Origin of the sequence: Streptomyces cyanogenus (assembly GCF_017526105.1) — a bacterium.
In the GTDB taxonomy this organism is placed as follows: domain Bacteria; phylum Actinomycetota; class Actinomycetes; order Streptomycetales; family Streptomycetaceae; genus Streptomyces; species Streptomyces cyanogenus.
Window position 1 is genome coordinate 8,147,844 of the sequence record NZ_CP071839.1, and the last position, 16,618, is coordinate 8,164,461.

Here is a 16,618-nt window from a genome sequence, read left to right on the forward strand (position 1 = left end):
CCCGGCCCCGCGCGTCGCCCGGGGGTGCGACCGGCGCACGGGGTGTGTGCCGCACGCCCGGGGTGTGCGCGGCGCGTGTCAGGTGACCTCGGTTCACCCGTGCCGGGCCGTCCCGCGCCGCGCCCACAATGTCCGGCGAACGGGGTCCGCCCGTCCATCCGCTTAGGGGCGGGCCCCGTTCACCTGCGCGCCCGCCGCGACGCGGCACGGTCCACCTCCCACTGCTCGATATATATCGGCAACCGATATATCCTGGCCGCATGACAGCGAAGAGCATGACCCGAGCGGCGTTCTTCGTCCTCACGGCGCTCGCCGACCAGCCGCGGCACGGCTACGGCATCCTGCGCGAGGTCGAGGAACTCTCCGACGGTGAGGTGCAGTTGCGGGTGGGCACGCTGTACGGCGTGCTGGACCGGCTCACCGCGGACGGCCTGATCGTGCTGGACCGTGAGGAGGTGCAGCAGGGGCGGCTGCGGCGCTACTACCGGCTCACCGACGAGGGCGTGGCGGCCCTCGACGCGGAGGCCGAGCGGATGGCCGCCGGTGCCGGGGCCGCCAAGCGGCGCATCGCCGCCGGCCGCCGCGCCGGCGCCCCGGCCCGTCCCGCCCCCGGGGGTACCGCGGGCCTCGAACCCCCGACCGCACCCGGACTCGCGGGAGGCTTCGCGTGACCACCCTGCTGGAGACCCGCTACCGCACCGTCCTTCGCCTGCTCCCCGCCTACTACCGGCGGGAACGGGAGGAGGAGATGGTCGAGACGTACCTGTGGGACGTCGACCGCGACCTCCAGGACCAGAGCCGGCCCACCGTCGGCGAGGTCGCGAGCATCGCCGCGCTCGCGGTGCGCTGCAGGCTCGGCGCGCCCGGCGCACCCCGGCGGTACGCCCTCCTCGGCTCCGTCGTCCGCCTCTTCGCCCTGTCCGCCCTGCTGCTCCAGGCGGCCACCGCGGTCGTCGAGCCGGTGCTTCAGCTGACCTGGGCGTTCACCCACGGGGCGAGCGGCCGGCAGATGTTCCTCACCGAGTTCACCGGCCGCAGCACGACCGACACGGTCGCCGCCGTACTGACCCGGACGCTGCCCCTGCTGTGGCCCGTGGCCTACTTCGCCCTGCTGCACGACCACCGCCGCCTGGCCCGGTGGGCAGCGCTCGGCGCGGCACTGCCATCCCTGTGGCCCCTGTTCCGCGTCATCGCGCCGGCCGGGGACGGAATGCCGCCCGGGCTGCCGTGGTACGACACATCGGCCGCTCTGCTGGCCTGGCTGCCTGCCCTCGCCCTGTGCGCCGCCTACCACCGGGACGCGCCCGAGGCCCGCCTGCCCGGGGGCTCCCCGGGACTGGTGTTCCTGGCCGCGTGCGTGGTGACCGGTGGGTCCCTGGTGCTGCTGCCGGGCGTCGCGGACCTGGTCTGGGCGCCCGCCACCGGGTTCGTCGTGGGTGCCCTCGGCTGGCTGCTGTGGCGGGCCCGCGGCACGGACCGTACGAGCCCCGGCGCCGGCCTCGCCCTGGCCGCGCTCGGCCTGCTCCTCCTCGCGGTGAGGGTCGCGGCGCTCTATCCCTGGTTGCACGTGCCCGGAGCCGGCGCGATCCTCGGCGGCGGCCTCGGTCAGGCGGCGGCCCTGGCCCTGCTGACCGTGGCACTGGCCGTGGTGGGAGGCCGCGACCTGGCCCGCCGCTGACCGGTTCCGGGAGGTCCGGGCGGCCGGCGCCCGCTCCCGTCCCGGCCTCTCCGGTGCCGCCACCCCTGCCGGCGGGTGGTCAGTGCGGGAACGCCCGGGGCGGTCGCTGCCGGGGCAGCTCCTCCCGGAACCCGTTGACGGCCGTGCTGACCTGACGGATCAGCACCGTGTCCTCCAGCCGGTCCAGGTACAGGTTGGCGCGCGCCAGCGCGGGCAGGTCCACGCAGAAGTACAGGGCCATCAGCGGGTTGACGAACAGTTCGCTGCCCCGGGTACGTTCGGTGAACCGCACGTCGCCGAAGGCGCCCCGCACCGCCGCGGCGACGGACCCGTGCACGATGCTGGGACGGCTCTCGTGGCAGCGCTGGGCATGGTCCACGGCATCGAGGTAGGCGACGCCCTCCGGGCTCTCGCGCGGAATCGAGAACGCGCCCAGGTAGCCGCCCGCGCGGTCCAGAGCGGCCAGGTTCTCCAGGACCAGGGAGTGGTTGACGCCGTGATGGGCGTCCACCCCGAAGCCCAGGCAGGCCACCAGCCGGTGCGGCACCTCCGTGAGCCCGGCGACCGCGGCCAGGCTCGCCATGTCCTCCTCGGGAGTACCGAGCCCGTGCTCGTCCCCGCGCATCAGGATGTCCGTGCCGCCGTCCACCAGCACGATCGCGTCCACCCCGCCGAGGTGCGCCACAAGCGCCCGGTAGGCGGCGCGCAGCGGCCCGACACCCGTGAGGGGAAAGGCGTACACGGTGTCGGGCAGGCCCTGGGATCGCAGCCACCGGGCGAGCGAGCGCTCGGGGAAGTAGTCGCCGCGCAGCGGGGTGTCCGGACGGATGGCGGCGACGTCCGCCTCGACCCAGGTGTCCAGGTCCAGGCCGTACAGGTCGGAGAAGGACAGGTTGGCCAGGTGCACCTCCTTGCCGGCCGCCCGCAGGGCGAGGGCGAGGGGCAGCCCGGCGTAGACGTCGAAGCCGCCGCCGGCACCGGCGACCAGCACGCTACGGGCCTCGCTCAGGCGGGCGAAGAACGGGGGTTCGGACAGCGAGAACACCGCAGGACCCTAACAGGGCCGTCCCCGGGGCCGCTTGAGGGTTTTCGCGGTACGGTCCCGGAGTCCACCCTGATCGTCCACAGGGCCCGGACAGCCGGATGCGCGGTTGTCCACAGGCCCGCACGGCTGTCGGATCCGCGTGCCAGGATCGCCGCATGTTCACTCACGACCTGCTGCCCGCCGAACCCCACCGGTCCACGACGTACGCGCTCTGGGTCGCCTCCCACGACCCGGGCGCCGAGTGTGCCGCCGCCGCTCTGCTCGGCGAGGTGTCGGCGGCCGTGTCGTCCGCGTATCCCAGGATGGGGCGCTGCCTGGAGCGGCTGCGGCGCCCGGCGAGCCGGCTGCCGCCCGCCCATCTGCCCTGGTTCTGGGACACGGTGGCGCACCGCCTGCTGGGGTATCCCGGCGGAGCCGCCGCCAAGGCCTACACCCTGGCCCGCAAGGCGGAGCAGGAACACGCGCTGCCCGTCGACCCGGGCTGGCGGCGGGCCGACGCGCGACTGCTCGCGGCGCACGGGGCCCTGCCGGTCAAGGAGCTCAGCGAGCATCAGCGCTGGCTGGCCGGGCAGCTGCCGCCCGCCGAGGCGCACGAGGAGTACGTGCACGTGCTGACCGCCTGGGCGGCCTCGCCCGGGGATCTCCCCGCCGACCTCGCCCGCCGGATCGCGGCGTCCGCGCGGGCCGCCGGCCTCGGCACCGACGAGGACGCCCGCGTACTGGGACACGTCCTCGGCGCCGCCCGCGGCAAAGCGGTCCCGGACGCCCTGCTGGAGGCGGCCGCCGGGCCGCTCGGCGAGCATCCGCAGGGCCCCGAGGTCCAGGCCGCGTTGCTCGACCTGTTCCCGGACTCCCGCAAGGACGCGGCCGCCTGGCTGCGGCTGCTGCTGCGCGGCGGCATCGTGGACGCGGCGGCGGCCGGGCACCTCCGGCCGGAGGGCGGCCTGGCCGGCTGGCTCGGCCGGTACACGCGCACGTACCGGCACCAGAGGGTGGCGTACGGAGGCGTGGCGAACCAGCCCGTGCCCGCCGAACTCTTCGAGATCGTCACCCGGTTCGCCCCCCGGCTGCTTGCGGCGGGCACGCCCGTGGCGATCCACGAGGACACGTACGGCTGGCCGGCCCTGGACGCCGACCTCCTGGACGCCTGTCTCGCCGAGGGCATCGAGGTGGCCGACCCGGGCGACGCCGTACGGCTGACGTTCTGGGAGGAGCGGTCCCGCCGCGACCTGAAGGCCCTGGCCGCCCACCCGGTGTTCGGCCGCCGCCTCGAAGGCACCGTGCACGAGGGCCTGCGCGGCGCCGGGACGGCGATCACCCGGCTTCCGGAGAACGCCGGCATCGCCGCCGAGGTGCACACCCGCATCGAGGGCCTGCTCGGCGAGCTGCGCGGCGGGGGGCTCGCCGCGGCCGACGAGGCGGTCGCCGAACTGGCCGGCCTTCTCGACCGGCCCACCGCCGTCGCCCTGGACGGCATCGAGGAGGCGCTGGCCACGCTGGACCTCACCGGCCCGCTGGCCCGGGCCCTGCGCGCCGGGCTGCCCGAGGAACTGGGCTGGCCCGCCCTGGACGCGGCCCTCGCCGGCTTCGACCCCGCCGACTCCCTCCAGGTCACCTGCACCTGGCCCGTCCTCACCGTCTTCGGTGGCGACCGCGCCGTGGCCGTCGACCCCGCGGGCACTCGCGCGACCTGCGCCTTCCGGGTGCCGGACGAGGCGACCTCGCACGCCGTCCACTACGTCGGCGGCCAGTTCCTCGTCAGCTGGCGCACCGGCGACCGTTACTCCGGTGCCGACCGGGCGTACTGGACCGACCGGCCGCAGGAGGTGTTCACCCCGGAGGAACAGTTCGGCCTGCGGCCCTACGGCGGACTGATCCAGGGCGGCTTCGGGTACCAGTTCGAGACCCCGGACCGTGGCGGCCGGTTCGACGGGGAGCGGGTGTTGCGGCCCGGCGGGCGCGAGGGCATCGGCGGCCACGACTTCCAGATGAGCGACGGCCGGCGCTTCTACGGCGCCCAGGTGTTCCACACCCGCGGCAACTGGACGCCGTACGACCCCGCGACCGGCGCCCCGGAGTCCGGCCGCACGCTGCCGGACTTCCACCGCGACCGGGAACTCCCGTCCGGCATGGAGGAGTTCGAGGGAGGCCAGTACCTCGCGATGCTCCCCGAGGACGCGCCGGCCTCCCCGTTCGGCCAGGACGGACGGCTCGTCGGCTGCCGGGTCCTCAACCGCACGCCCCACCAGGGCCCCTCGCCCACCGAGTTCCAGCTGGAGTCGGTCGACGGCCGCACCGCCCGCTACCGCAGCCGCCGCTTCGGCCGCCACCCCTGGGGCGTCCTGGCCCTCCCCGAGGGGGGCGAGGACGCCGTCACCGTCGGCGAGGGGACCGTCCGCTGCCATGCCGCCGCTGACAACTCGCTGCTCTGGCAGGTCCACGGCCTCGTCCCGCCCTCCGACCGCGACCGCGACCGTCCGCCCACCCTCGGCGAACAGGCCGGCCCGGTGCCACCGCCCGCGTTCTGGCACTTCCTCACCCCACGCGACGAACGCTCCTCCAAGGCGCTGCGCACCGTCTGCGACGCCACCGTGCGCGCCCTGCTGTACGCCGCCCGCGACACCCGGGACGAGGGCGAGCTGCGCGCCCGGGTCACCGGCCTGCTGCCCGAGGTCGGCGACCCCCGGGTGCGGGACGGAGTGGTGCGCGCGGCCCGGCTCGCGGCCGACGTGCTGCGTCGCCGTGCGGAGGTGTCCCGGCGCGTCGGCATCATGCGCTCCGGCCCGGTGGTGACCCTCCCCGCCGACATCCCCGACACCGCCCTCGTCTCCGCCCTGGCCGGCCTCCTGCCCGATCTGCACGCCTACGAGACCCACGCGCCCGGGCGGCACGCCGGCACCCTCACCGCCCTCGCCGCCGACGGCCGTTTCCTGCGCGGCGAGATCGACGACGAGACCCGCGGCCTGGCCCCGCCCGCACGCCCCGTGGAATGGCAGGTGCTGCTCGGCGGCATCGACGCCGTCGCCTGGCGGGCCGCCGTCGAGACCACGCCCGAGGCCGAACGCACCGCCCTGAACGCCCTGTTGCGGACCTGGAGCCGGCAGCCCTTCGCCGAACCGGGCGGCACCTGGCGCACCGGCCGGGCACCGCAGGAGGAGCTGACCGCCGCCCCGGAGACGGCGGCGGGGCCCGCACGCGGCGGACTGCGCCGCTTCCTCCAGCCGGCCACGGCACCCGCCCCCGCCCGCACCGAGGAGGAGCGGACCGTCAGGGTCTCCCGGGACGACGGCGCACGCCTCACCCGCCTGCCGGCGCTGGCCGAACAGAACGGGCCGGTCCCGCTGACCCCGGAGGCCGTGGCCGTCTTCTCCTGGCGCACCGGCGTACGACGCCCCGTCGCCACCCTGGCCCTCGCCGGCCTCCCGCGCCGCGCCGGGCACGAGGACCACGCCCGGATGCTGCGCTCCAGGCCGTACAAGGCGAACAAGGCCGCGGCCACGGAGTACGACGGCTTCTGGCACCGGCTGGGACCCGACGGCCGGCGTGCGCTGCTCGCCGCCGGGCTGCCCGAGGACCCGGCCGACCTGTGGACAGCGGACGGACCCGTCCGGGCCGCGGAACGCATGGCGGCTGTCTGGGCCGAGCGGCTCGGCGCGCGGCCCTACGCCGACGAGGAGCTGGCGGACGCCCTGGAGGCGGACCTGGGCCTGTCCGCCGAGTGGGCCCGCGCCCTGCCCGCCGCCCGCCCGCCGGCCGAACCCGGCGGACACCTCCTGGTCGGCAGCCGCACCGGCCGGCTCCTGCTGCACCAGGCCGAGCCGGACGGCACGGCCGGCGCGTGGATACGCCGGGACCGGGCTCCGCACACCGAGGCGCTGTCCGTGATCGCCTGGGCCCTGACCGAACGGCCGGCCGGCGACCCCGCCACCGAGGGCGCGCCGGGACTGTACGAGCGCCTGCGGGCGTGGTTCGCCGCGCCGGACACGCTGGTCGAGCTGCTGACGTACCCCGCGCTGGCCCGGGCCGCCGCCGGCGATGCGGCCTTCCGGCCCTACGCGGGCACCGTGATCCCGTGCCCGGAGCCGCTCCTGGACACGGTTCCGGAAGCTCCCACGGCGCTGGAGGACGGCACGTTCGTCGTCGTGGTCCCCGGCGGGCAGGTCTTCCTGCGGGCGGCCGCTCTCTCCGAACCGGAGCGGCTGGCCCGGGCCCTGGAGCTGTGCGACCGGCTGGACCTGCCCGGGCTCCGCAAGGAGGTCACGGGGATACGGGCGCTGCTCGACGGACTGGCCGGGATGGTGGCCCGTGCTGCCGCGACGCCGGTGCCCGCGGGCGGTTACGAGGCCAACCCCGCGCTGAGCGTCCCGGGCCTGGTCGCGGAGGTCGCGCAGCGGCTCGGTGTCGGTGCGGACGCCGCCGCGCTCCACCTCCAGCTGCATGCCCTGGCCCGGCCCACCGATCGCAACGTCCGCCGCTGGAACGGCTGGACGGCCGCCCGGCACAAGGCGGCGCAGGCGGAGCTGGTGGCGGCCGGAACGGTGCAGACCGGCCGGCGGGCACGGGCCGGGCGCACGGCCTTCGCCCACGACACCTGGGAGACCCTCGACGCGCCCCATCTGCCCGTCGAGAGCGGCAAGCTGGGCACGCACGGCGCGGTCCGGGCGGGCAAGGCCGTGTACGGCCCCTTCACCCGGCTGCTGTCACCGGTGCCGCTGCACGAGCTGTTCGCCCGGGTGGCGCAGGCCTGAACGACGGTGGGGGCCGACGCACCGGCGCCGGCCCCCGGGGCCCCGAGTGGGAGGGAGTTACGCCCCGCTCTCCCGCATCATGTCCTCACGCTCGACGATCTTCACGCGCTCGCGGCCCTGCGGCTCGCCCAGCGCGCGCTCGGCGGCGTCCAGCTTGTACCAGCCCTCCCAGGTGGTGAAGCGGACGTTCCGTTCCGCGAGGAAGGCGTCCACGGCCTCCGGCTCGGGCGCCGAAGGGGTGTGCAGCCGGCCGTTGGCGTGGTCGTCCAGCAGGTTGGCCACGGTCTCGTTGGCGTCGCCCTTGGTGTGCCCGATCAGGCCGATGGGGCCGCGCCGGATCCAGCCGGTGACATAGGTGGACTGCAGGTGGGCGCCGCCCTCCTCGATCACCCGGCCGCCCTCGTCCGGGACGGTGCCGGAGTCGAGGTCCCAGGGCAGCTTGGGCAGCTTCTCGGAGAGGTAGCCGACCGCGCGGTAGACGGCGGTGACGTCCCAGTCCTTGAACTCGCCGGTGCCCTTGACGTTGCCGGTGCCGTCCAGGGCGGTGCGCTCGGTGCGCAGCCCGACGACCTTGCCGTCCTCGCCGAGGATCTCGGCCGGCGACTCGAAGAAGTGCAGGAACAGCTTGTGCGGGCGGTTGCCGGCGTCCCGGATCGCCCAGTTCTCCAGGGTCTTGGCGACCATGTCGGCCTGCTTGTTGCCGCGCCGGGTCTCGATCGAGCCCTCGTCGTAGTCGATGTCCTCGGGGTCGACGATGACCTCGATGTTGGGGGAGTGGTCCAGCTCGCGCAGCTCCATCGGGCTGAACTTCGCCTGGGCCGGGCCCCGGCGGCCGAAGACGTGGATCTCCACGGCCTTGTTCGCCTTCAGACCGTCGTAGACGTTCGGCGGGATCTCGGTCGGCAGCAGCTCGTCGGCGGTCTTGGCGAGGATGCGGGCGACGTCCAGGGCAACGTTGCCGACGCCCAGCACGGCGACCTTCTCGGCCTCCAGGGGCCAGGTGCGCGGCACGTCGGGGTGGCCGTCGTACCAGGAGACGAAGTCGGCGGCGCCGTAGGAACCGTCCAGGTCGATGCCGGGTATGGACAGCTCGCGGTCGGCCGTCGCGCCGGTGGAGAAGATCACGGCGTCGTAGAAGGCGCGCAGGTCGTCCAGGTTGATGTCGGTCGGGTAGTCGACGTTGCCGAACAGACGGATCTGCGGCTTGTCGAGCACCTGGTGCAGGGCGGTGATGATGCCCTTGATGCGCGGGTGGTCGGGCGCGACGCCGTACCGGATCAGGCCGAACGGGGCGGGCATTCGCTCGAAGAGGTCGATGGACACACCGGGATCGGCGGCCACCTCGGACTTGAGCAGGGCGTCGGCGGCGTAGATCCCGGCGGGGCCGGCTCCGACGATGGCTACCCGCAGGGGGCGCGACATGATCAGGTTCCCTTCGAGGCGAATGGGTGACGTGATCACGAAGCCTAAACTAAGGCTGCCCTAAGTAGCTAGACGGTTCCGGTCTATGACCTCATAAGGTGATCTTATGCCTCGCCCAGTGGAGCCTTATGGGCGGGTGATGTGGGCGGATGTTTCGGACCCGGCGGCGGTAGGGGGTTCCGACGTCCGAGCGCGCCGCGTGGGCGGCGGCGGCCGCGCAGGACGTCGCCGACGCCCACATCGCGGCGGCGGCCGGGAACCCCGAGGCGAAGGGGCGTTACATCGTGGCGGCTCAAGCCATGACGTCGTTCCTGGAGATGTCCCGCAGCCTCCGCATCCTCCGCCCCGCCGCCCCCGCGATCTGCGGCTGCCGCGCACCGGACTCCCGCACTGGCCGGTACGCGTCCTGGGCCCCGCCTTCGGCCTCACCCAGGACTACATCCGCAAGCACCTCGGCATCCGGTTCCGCGTCGGCAACAGCCGCAGCGTCCGCGAACTGGGCCTCCCCCACCGCCCGGTGGGGGAGACCCTCCTCGACCACTACGAGAGCCGGCGGGCCCGGCGACGCCGGGGCTGACAGCGGTCAGGCCGGCCGGACGATCCGGTGGATGGCCGCCTCGCCGGCCCCGTAGATCGACTCCTCGCGGATGGACGACCCCGGTCCCGGGGCATGGACCATCATGCCGTCGCCGACATGCAGGCCCACGTGCCGGTCGTCGTCGAAGAAGAGGACGAGGTCACCCGGCTCGATACCGGCGAGCGTCACCGGGGTGCCGGCCAGCGCCTGCTCGTGCGCCGCGCGCGGCAGCGTGACACCGGCCGCCCGCCACGCTGCCTGGGTGAGGCTGGAGCAGTCGTACGAACCCGGTCCCATCGCACCCCAGACGCACGGCTTCCCGATCTGCGCCCGGGCGAACGCGATGGCCTTCGCGGCACGGAGGGAACGCGGCGACTCGGGGGCGGGTGTGGGCAGGGGGAGGGGGAGGGGGAGGGGGAGGGAGCCGGTGTCAGGAGCCGGAGCCGGAGCAGGAGCGGTGGCGGTGGTGGGGATGGCGAAGGAGCCGGTGCTGGTGAGTGCGGTGAGGGAACCGGTGTCGGTTGGCGAGGTGAGGGAACCGGTGTCGGTCAAGGGCGCGGTGACGGCGGCAGCCTGAGTACCCGCGGCCGGCGTCGCCGTGGCCGGCAGCCCGGGTGCCGCCCACTGCGGCTGCTCCCACTGTCCCGTCGCCTCGGCCATGGCGGATTGCTGCACCTCTTGGGCCCCGGCAGCCGAGGCGGTCTGAAGGGCCGTGCCGGGCTGGCTGGTCCAACCGGAACGCAGGGAAAGCAGATCGCGCGCTCGGCCGAGCTTCCACCGGGCGCCGGACTTGGCGGCGGTGGGGGAGGGGCGCCCGGGCACGGCGGTGCCGGGCAGCATCCTGGGCAGCTGAACCGGGGTTCCCGTCGGCAGCTGGGCCGGAGCTCCCATCGGCACTTGAGCCGGGGTTCCAGCGGGCACTTGCGCCAGAGTCTCCATCGGCATCTGAACCGGTGCTGTCTGCGGTGCCTGCACCGTGGACCCCGGTGCGGCGGCCCCCGCGGTGGCCGGCAGGACGGCAGGGCTCGCGGCTCCGGGCGCACCCCAACCGCCCGGCTCGGCCGTGACGGTCGTAGCCGTACCGGGCAACTCCACCGCGTGCCCGGGTAGTTCAAGGTCAGAGCCACCGGGAAGTGTCATCTCCCCGCTCTCCAGGGCCGGTACGGGCCGGCTCGCCAGCTCCGACGGCGAGCCGGCCGTCAGCTCGGCCACCGCGCGGGCGCCCCGATCGAGGGGCTCGGGCTGCTGGGCGGACGGCAGCGCCTGCCGCTCACCGCCCGGAAGGGCGAGAGCCTCTCCGCCGGCGGTGAGTGCTCGGGCCTCCCGCTCGCCCCCGGGCAGACCGCCCACGCGGTCCCGCGGACGCCCGGGCGTCAGGGAGACGTCGGGGAGCCGGTCGGCGGGCAGTGCGGCCGGAACGGTCGGGCCGAGCTTGGCGCGTGCCGTGTCGAACCACTGCCGGGCGATCTCGTCGAGTCCCGGATCCGGACGCCGGCCGGCCCGCTTGGACAGCGGGACGCCACGGGACCGTGTGCGCGCGGCCATGGCCCTGGTCGCGTTGAAGTTCCCGGTGTCGTTCTCGGCCTGGTCGTAGAGGGATGCGATCCGCTGCCGAACCTCGTCGCGGCTCTCCGGCGCCATGGAAGACGTGCTCCTTCCTCGCCCCGCGGGGCAGTTGAGCGGCTCGCCGGGGCAGAGCCGGGCGGCGGCCTCGCGTCAACCTAGCCAACGTGTGTGCCTCGTGTGAAGGTTGAGGTGTGAAATGTCCGATACATATTCGTGATGTTCGCCGTGACGTTCGACGGGGAAAGGGTGGGCGCCATGGTTTCCTGTGAGATCCCGGTGAATTCGCGATCCTGTTGAACACAGTGACTGCGGCCTCCGTATGAAGCCGGGGAACTCCATGCCCGACCGGTGCTCACACACAGGGGACGACCTTGGTACGCAACAGCCGCAGACGCCCGACCCGCGCACGACGCGCGACCCTCGCAGCGGTCGCCCTGATACTGGGCGGCGGCGGGCTCGTCGCGGCGAACGTCTATGCCTCGGCCAGCGAGGGCTGGGGTGACGGTTCCGGTACGGACACCACCGGACACGTCCGGTCCGCCGGCATGGCGACCGTCGACTGCCCCGACGTCGGCAGCCGGCTCACCTCCGTACCGCACGCGGCCCGCGCGGACGTCGACCGTGAACTCGCCCAGCTCGACCGGCAGACGGCGGCGGCCTACCGGCAGCTCCAGCAGGCCGGGCCCGGCAGCCCGGACGCCGACTCCCTCGACACGACGATCATGGACCCGCTGAAGGAACAGCGGTCGGAGTCCATCGGGCGGATCGCCGACGCCATCGACCGGGCGGGGGAGCGCCCGCAGGGCCTGGAATCCCTGGCCACCTGCACCCTGCGCCCCGGTGACACCGGCCAGGCCACCGGCACCCCGGCCGACGACGGCCGACAGGGCGGCACCGATCAGGGGCGGAACGGCACGGGTCAGGGCGGCGCGGGTCAGGGCGGCAACGGGCCCGTCGTCTCCGACTACGCGGACATCACCGCCGTACAACCCGACGCACAGACCCCGGCGCCGCAGGACGGCGCCTCGCGCGGCACCTTCACCTCCGACTGCGGGGTCAACGCGAACGGCCTGTTCAACTCGGACAACGTCATCGTCGCCCCCGGCGTCACCAACGGCGCCCACCACTTCCACGACTACGTCGGCAACCAGGCCAACAACGCCTTCGCGAGCGACGAGGACCTGGCGCGGGCCGGCACCAGCTGTGCGGACCAGGGCGACAAGTCCTCGTACTACTGGCCGGTGCTGCGCCTGCAGAACGGCACCCAGGAGCGGGACGCCGGGGCGCCGGGCGGCGGTACGGAGGGCAACGCGGGTCAGATCGTGACGCCCAAGCAGGTCACGCTGACCTTCGTCGGCAACCCGCGCGGCGAGGTCACCGCGATGCCGCGGCTGCTGCGCATCATCACCGGCGACGCCAAGGCCTTCGTCAACGGCCCCGGCAACGCCAACGCCTCCTGGAGCTGCACCGGTTACGAGGACCGGCAGCTGAAGGACAAGTACCCGCTGTGCCCGACGGGCAGCGACGTCGTGCGCACCTTCCGGTTCCAGAGCTGCTGGGACGGCCGCAACATCGACAGTGCCAACCACCGTACCCACGTGGCCTTCGCCGGCGTCGACGGCTCCTGCCCGGCGGGGTTCCGGCCCATTCCGCAACTGGTCCAGCGGATCGTCTACGACGTCGACGCGCCGAGCCTCGCGGACGGCGGCCGGACGGTCCCGCTGTTCGCGGTGGACTCCTTCCCGGAACAGTTGCACAAGCCCGTCACCGACCACGGCGACTTCATCAACGTCTTCGACGAGGACCTGATGCGCGAGATGGTCGACTGCATCAACTCCGGCCGCACCTGCGGCTCCTCGGACGGAGGCGACTCCGGTACGACGGCGAGCCCCACCGCGACTCCGACCTCCACCGCCCCGGGTGACGGCTCCGCCGAGCAGCCTGGCGAGGGCTCCACTGAGCAGCCCGGTGACGGCTCCGCCGAGCAGCCCGGTGACGGGTCGGCCGAGCAGCCCGGTGACGGGTCCGCCGAACAGCAGGGCGACGGCTCCGCGGAGCAGTCCGGTGACGGGTCCGCAGAGCAGCCCGGTGAGAGCGGCACCTCTGAGCCCGCGCCGCCCGCCGCTTCCCAGCCGGCCGAAGCCCCGCGCCATGACGTGACGACCTCGCCGGCCCGCACCACCAAGCACGACACGGACGACAAGGCCGCACCGGCCGAGCCCGCCGAACCCCGCTCCACACCGGCGCGTTCGGCACCGGCCCGGACGACGCCTGCCCCGTCCACGCCCGCCTCCTCCGCCTCCGGCCAGGTCACCGCCGCAGCCTTCGCCCCGTCGTCGTCCGCGCGCCCCGAACCCCAGGCCGCCCAGGGTGGCTTGGCGGAGACGGGAGCCCACCTGTGGCCCGGAGCCATCGGCACGCTGCTCGCCCTGTCCGGCCTGTTCATGCTCGTGCGGGCCAGGCGCCTGCGCTACTGACCGCACACGGTGGGGCCGCCGTACGCTGTTACGGCGGCCCCACCCCTTGAGGGAGCGCTCCCAGTACGCGCAGGATGCGGGTGTGCCGCACCTCTCCCAGGCCGCAGTGACACGGCCCTACCGTCCCGCCGACCGCGACGCCGTGGCCGGGGTCTGTGTCCGCACCGCGCACGAAGGAGGCGACTCCCGGGCGATCCACCCCGACCAGCGCCTCATGCCGTCGCTCTTCGCCGAGCCGTACTGCCGCTTCGACCCGGACCTCGCCTTCGTGCCGGACGACGGCACGGGCCGGGCCGTGGAGTGCATCGTCGGCACCGCCGACACCGAGCGCTTCGTCGAGGACTTCCGGCGGGACTGGATCCCCCGGCCGGCCGACCGCTGTCCGGAGCCCGCCGGGCCGCCCCGGACGCCCACCGAGGAGATGATCCGGCTCCTGCACCACCCGGAGCGGATGCTGGTCCCCGAACTCGCCGGCTACCCGGCCCATCCGCACACCGACCTGCTGCCGGCCCGGCAGGCGCGCGGGCAGCAGGGCCTCAGGCCAGGGCGAGGGTCTGCTTGGCGAGTTCGTACGCGGGCCGCATCTCCTCGTGCTCCTGGGTGTCCATGCCACCGAGGTGCAGCACGACCGGGCCGTCGGGCGTGCTGACCGCGAAGGCGCTCTCCTTCTTGGTCTCCTCCAGGAGCTTGTTCGTGTAGAGGTACTCGACCTCGACGGCGTCGACGCCGCCGCCGGTCCTGAAGGAGTGGTACTTCGCCTTGCTGACGTTGTCCTCGGCGGCGACGAACGCGCGCAGCACACCGGCCGCGTCCGCGTCGCCGGGCTTGCCGGTCCACACGCGCAGGAAGCCGATGTTGCCGGCCGGCTTGGCGTCGATCTCGCAGGCCGCAGTCACCGGTCCCTGCCGGAGGAAGGCTTCGGCGAGGTCCCCGCTCAGGTCGCCGTCCTCACCCTTCGAGGCCTTGGACAGCTCCTTCTCGGCATCGACGGACTTGGCCTTCCAGTGCTCGGCCAGGGCGAAGCTGACGGGGAGTTCGCAGGCCGAACCGCTCGCGCCGATCGTGCCGCCGCGCGCCGCAGCCGTACCCTTCGTGCTTCCGGCCGCCGTGCCCTTGGCGTCCGCCGACGTGCTCGCGGACTTCTTCCCGTCGCCGTCCGCCGATCCCGCGCAGCCGCCGAGCAGCGCGGCGAGCGCAGCCGCCACGACCACACGGCCTCCGACGGTCCCCACCCCGACCTGCACTGTTGCCTCCCCTACGGTTCAGAGGCGTCACTGTAACCGAGGGCACCGACAGCGCCGAACGGGAGTGCGGCCCACCGGTCGCCGGTCACCGTGCCGCACGCCGGGCGAGGACGAACAGGTGCGGCTCGGGCGTGGCGTCGGGACGGTCCGGGGTGAACACCTCGTGCTCCTCGGACAGCACCGTCAGGCCGGCCCCGGACACCAGCTCGGTGAACGCCTCGGCGGCGAAGCTCGTCACCCGCACCGGCTGCCCCATGAAGACGCCCTCGACGTCCTCCACGTCCAGCGGCACGGTGGCCAGCGCGACCAATCCGCCGGGCCGCACCGCCCGGGCCAGCTTCGCCACCACCGCGGTCTGTTCGGCGCGGGTCATCTGGAGCAGCGAGAAGTAGGCGCACGCGGCGTCGAAGGAGGCCTCCGGCACCGTCGTCCGGCGGATGTCGGCGAGCCGGAACTCGGCCTCGGGCACCTGCCGGGCGGCCAGCTCGACCATCACCGGGGACACGTCGATGCCCAGCACCCGGTGTCCGGCCTCGGTCAGTGTCCGCGCGGTCGGCCGTCCCGTCCCGCTGCCCACGTCCAGCACCCTGCTGCCCGGCGCCAGCAGCTCCAGCAGCCGGCCGAGCGACGCCCGGTGCGGTGCGGAGCCGACGAACGCCCGCTCGTACTCAAGCCCCAGCGCGTCGAACACCACGGCGGCCGGTACCCGGCTGTCCTCGTCGGTCACCACGGCTCCCTCCGACACCCCGGCGGCGCGTCCCTCGCGACGCCTACCGCGGCCGCCGTTTGCCAGGAACGGCGGACGCACGGCAGGGTGCCGCATGTGCCTACCCTCCTGATCGTCCACCACACCCCCTCGCCCCACTGCCAGGCGCTGTTCGAGGCCGTCGTGTCGGGCGCCACCACACCGGAGATCGAGGGCGTCCGTGTCGTACGCCGGGCGGCCCTGTCGGCCACCGCCTCGGACGTGCTGGAAGCCGACGGCTACCTGCTCGGCACGCCCGCCAACCTCGGCTACATGTCCGGCGCCCTCAAGCACTTCTTCGACCAGATCTACTACCCCTGCCTGGACGAGACCCGGGGCCGCCCGTTCGGCTACTACGTGCACGGCGGCAACGACGTGACCGGCGCCGTCCGCGCGCTCGACACCGTCACCACCGGTCTCGGCTGGCGCCGGGCGGCCGAGCCGGTGACCGTCACCGGCGAGCCGGGCAAGGCCGACATCGAGGCCTGCTGGGAACTGGGGGCCACGGTCGCGGCGGGCCTGATGCCCGGCAGCTGAGCGATCCCGACGCCCGCGGCGCGGCCCCCGAGCGGGCCGGTCGCCGGTCGCGTGGCCACCGGAGTGATCCTCGTACGGTTGCGCCCGGCGACCGGCGTGGGCCGAAGCCCGCGCCGACACCCTCGCCGCCGGGCACGGTGGGCTCATCCACCCCGAGGGCGGCCCGCCCCCGGTATCCCGCCTCCCACGCCCGCCCGGCCGGCCGCCCGAAGTCCGCCGTGGTCCGGCTCGCCCTGTCCACCGGAGCACCGGTGATCCCGGTCGGCCACGCGGGAGTTCGCCGGGTCTCCTCCGGCAGCCGTGCCAGGCGGCTCGCGGGCCGGGCCACCGCGCCCGTCCGCCGCCGCGTCCATGTGCACGGTGCCAACCAGCTACCCCGGGCCACCGCGCCCGTGCGCCGCCCCAGCGTCGATGTGCACATCGGCCCCGCCCTCCGGCTGGACGCCTCCGACCGGCTGCCGGACGACCTGGAAGCCGCGCTCGCGGGAGCCTGGTCCGGCACGGTCCGTGCCTGGACGACGGTCCCGCCGAAGCGCACCGACTTCCTCGGTCCCGATTCACGCATCCGGGTGGTAGCAC

At 74.4% G+C, this 16,618-nt stretch carries 10 protein-coding genes and 2 pseudogenes; 7 read left to right on the forward strand and 5 right to left on the reverse strand.

The window, feature by feature from the left end; translation table 11 throughout:
- The first annotated feature begins 275 nt into the window (after positions 1-275).
- Both S1361_RS35970 and S1361_RS35975 read left to right on the forward strand, forming a co-directional pair.
- Positions 276-671, forward strand: a complete 396-nt coding sequence (locus tag S1361_RS35970) for a PadR family transcriptional regulator (protein ID WP_208036924.1) — start codon at positions 276-278, stop codon at positions 669-671.
- Positions 668-1,678: a hypothetical protein gene (locus S1361_RS35975; RefSeq protein WP_208036011.1), complete on the forward strand. Its 1,011-nt coding sequence runs from the start codon at positions 668-670 to the stop codon at positions 1,676-1,678. Before S1361_RS35970 ends, S1361_RS35975 begins: the two co-directional genes overlap by 4 nt.
- 79 nt (positions 1,679-1,757) lie before the next feature.
- On the opposite strand, the gene S1361_RS35980 is transcribed toward S1361_RS35975, so the two are convergent.
- Positions 1,758-2,723 (reverse strand): DUF1152 domain-containing protein, encoded by a 966-nt coding sequence (locus S1361_RS35980; RefSeq protein ID WP_208036012.1) that lies wholly within the window; start codon positions 2,721-2,723, stop codon positions 1,758-1,760.
- A 155-nt stretch (positions 2,724-2,878) separates the two neighbouring features.
- Between S1361_RS35980 and S1361_RS35985 the strand changes: the two genes are divergently transcribed.
- A complete protein-coding gene (locus tag S1361_RS35985; RefSeq protein ID WP_208036013.1) occupies positions 2,879-7,471 on the forward strand; it encodes a hypothetical protein in 4,593 nt (1,530 codons plus the stop codon).
- Positions 7,472-7,528: 57 nt separating this feature from the next.
- On the opposite strand, the gene S1361_RS35990 is transcribed toward S1361_RS35985, so the two are convergent.
- On the reverse strand, positions 7,529-8,893 hold the full coding sequence (locus tag S1361_RS35990; protein WP_208036014.1) for an FAD-dependent oxidoreductase: 1,365 nt from the start codon (positions 8,891-8,893) through the stop codon (positions 7,529-7,531).
- A gap of 218 nt (positions 8,894-9,111) precedes the next feature.
- Between S1361_RS35990 and S1361_RS39590 the strand changes: the two are divergent.
- Positions 9,112-9,470 (forward strand): annotated as a pseudogene (locus tag S1361_RS39590) (NAD-dependent epimerase/dehydratase family protein); the annotation flags it as partial.
- 6 nt (positions 9,471-9,476) lie between these two features.
- Here S1361_RS39590 and S1361_RS35995 read toward each other — a convergent pair.
- Positions 9,477-11,111 (reverse strand): C40 family peptidase, encoded by a 1,635-nt coding sequence (locus S1361_RS35995; RefSeq protein ID WP_243769416.1) that lies wholly within the window; start codon positions 11,109-11,111, stop codon positions 9,477-9,479.
- A 296-nt stretch (positions 11,112-11,407) separates the two neighbouring features.
- Here S1361_RS35995 and S1361_RS36000 point away from each other — a divergent pair, with 296 nt between their 5' ends.
- Together S1361_RS36000 and S1361_RS39595 are read left to right on the forward strand one after the other, a co-directional pair.
- Positions 11,408-13,513, forward strand: coding sequence for a DUF1996 domain-containing protein (locus S1361_RS36000; protein WP_208036015.1), 2,106 nt, complete (start codon positions 11,408-11,410; stop codon positions 13,511-13,513).
- An 82-nt stretch (positions 13,514-13,595) separates the two neighbouring features.
- Positions 13,596-14,039 (forward strand): annotated as a pseudogene (locus S1361_RS39595) (GNAT family N-acetyltransferase); the annotation flags it as partial.
- Between the two features lie 10 nt (positions 14,040-14,049).
- Here S1361_RS39595 and S1361_RS36005 read toward each other — a convergent pair.
- Positions 14,050-14,757: a lipoprotein gene (locus S1361_RS36005; protein WP_208036016.1), complete on the reverse strand. Its 708-nt coding sequence runs from the start codon at positions 14,755-14,757 to the stop codon at positions 14,050-14,052.
- Positions 14,758-14,842: 85 nt separating this feature from the next.
- Positions 14,843-15,484, reverse strand: coding sequence for a class I SAM-dependent methyltransferase (locus S1361_RS36010; RefSeq protein ID WP_243769417.1), 642 nt, complete (start codon positions 15,482-15,484; stop codon positions 14,843-14,845).
- Here S1361_RS36010 and S1361_RS36015 point away from each other — a divergent pair.
- The gene (locus S1361_RS36015) at positions 15,392-16,039 is read left to right on the forward strand and encodes a flavodoxin family protein (protein ID WP_243769418.1); all 648 of its coding nucleotides are present in this window, start codon (positions 15,392-15,394) and stop codon (positions 16,037-16,039) included. The genes S1361_RS36010 and S1361_RS36015 overlap by 93 nt on opposite strands.
- Positions 16,040-16,618: the final 579 nt, after the last annotated feature.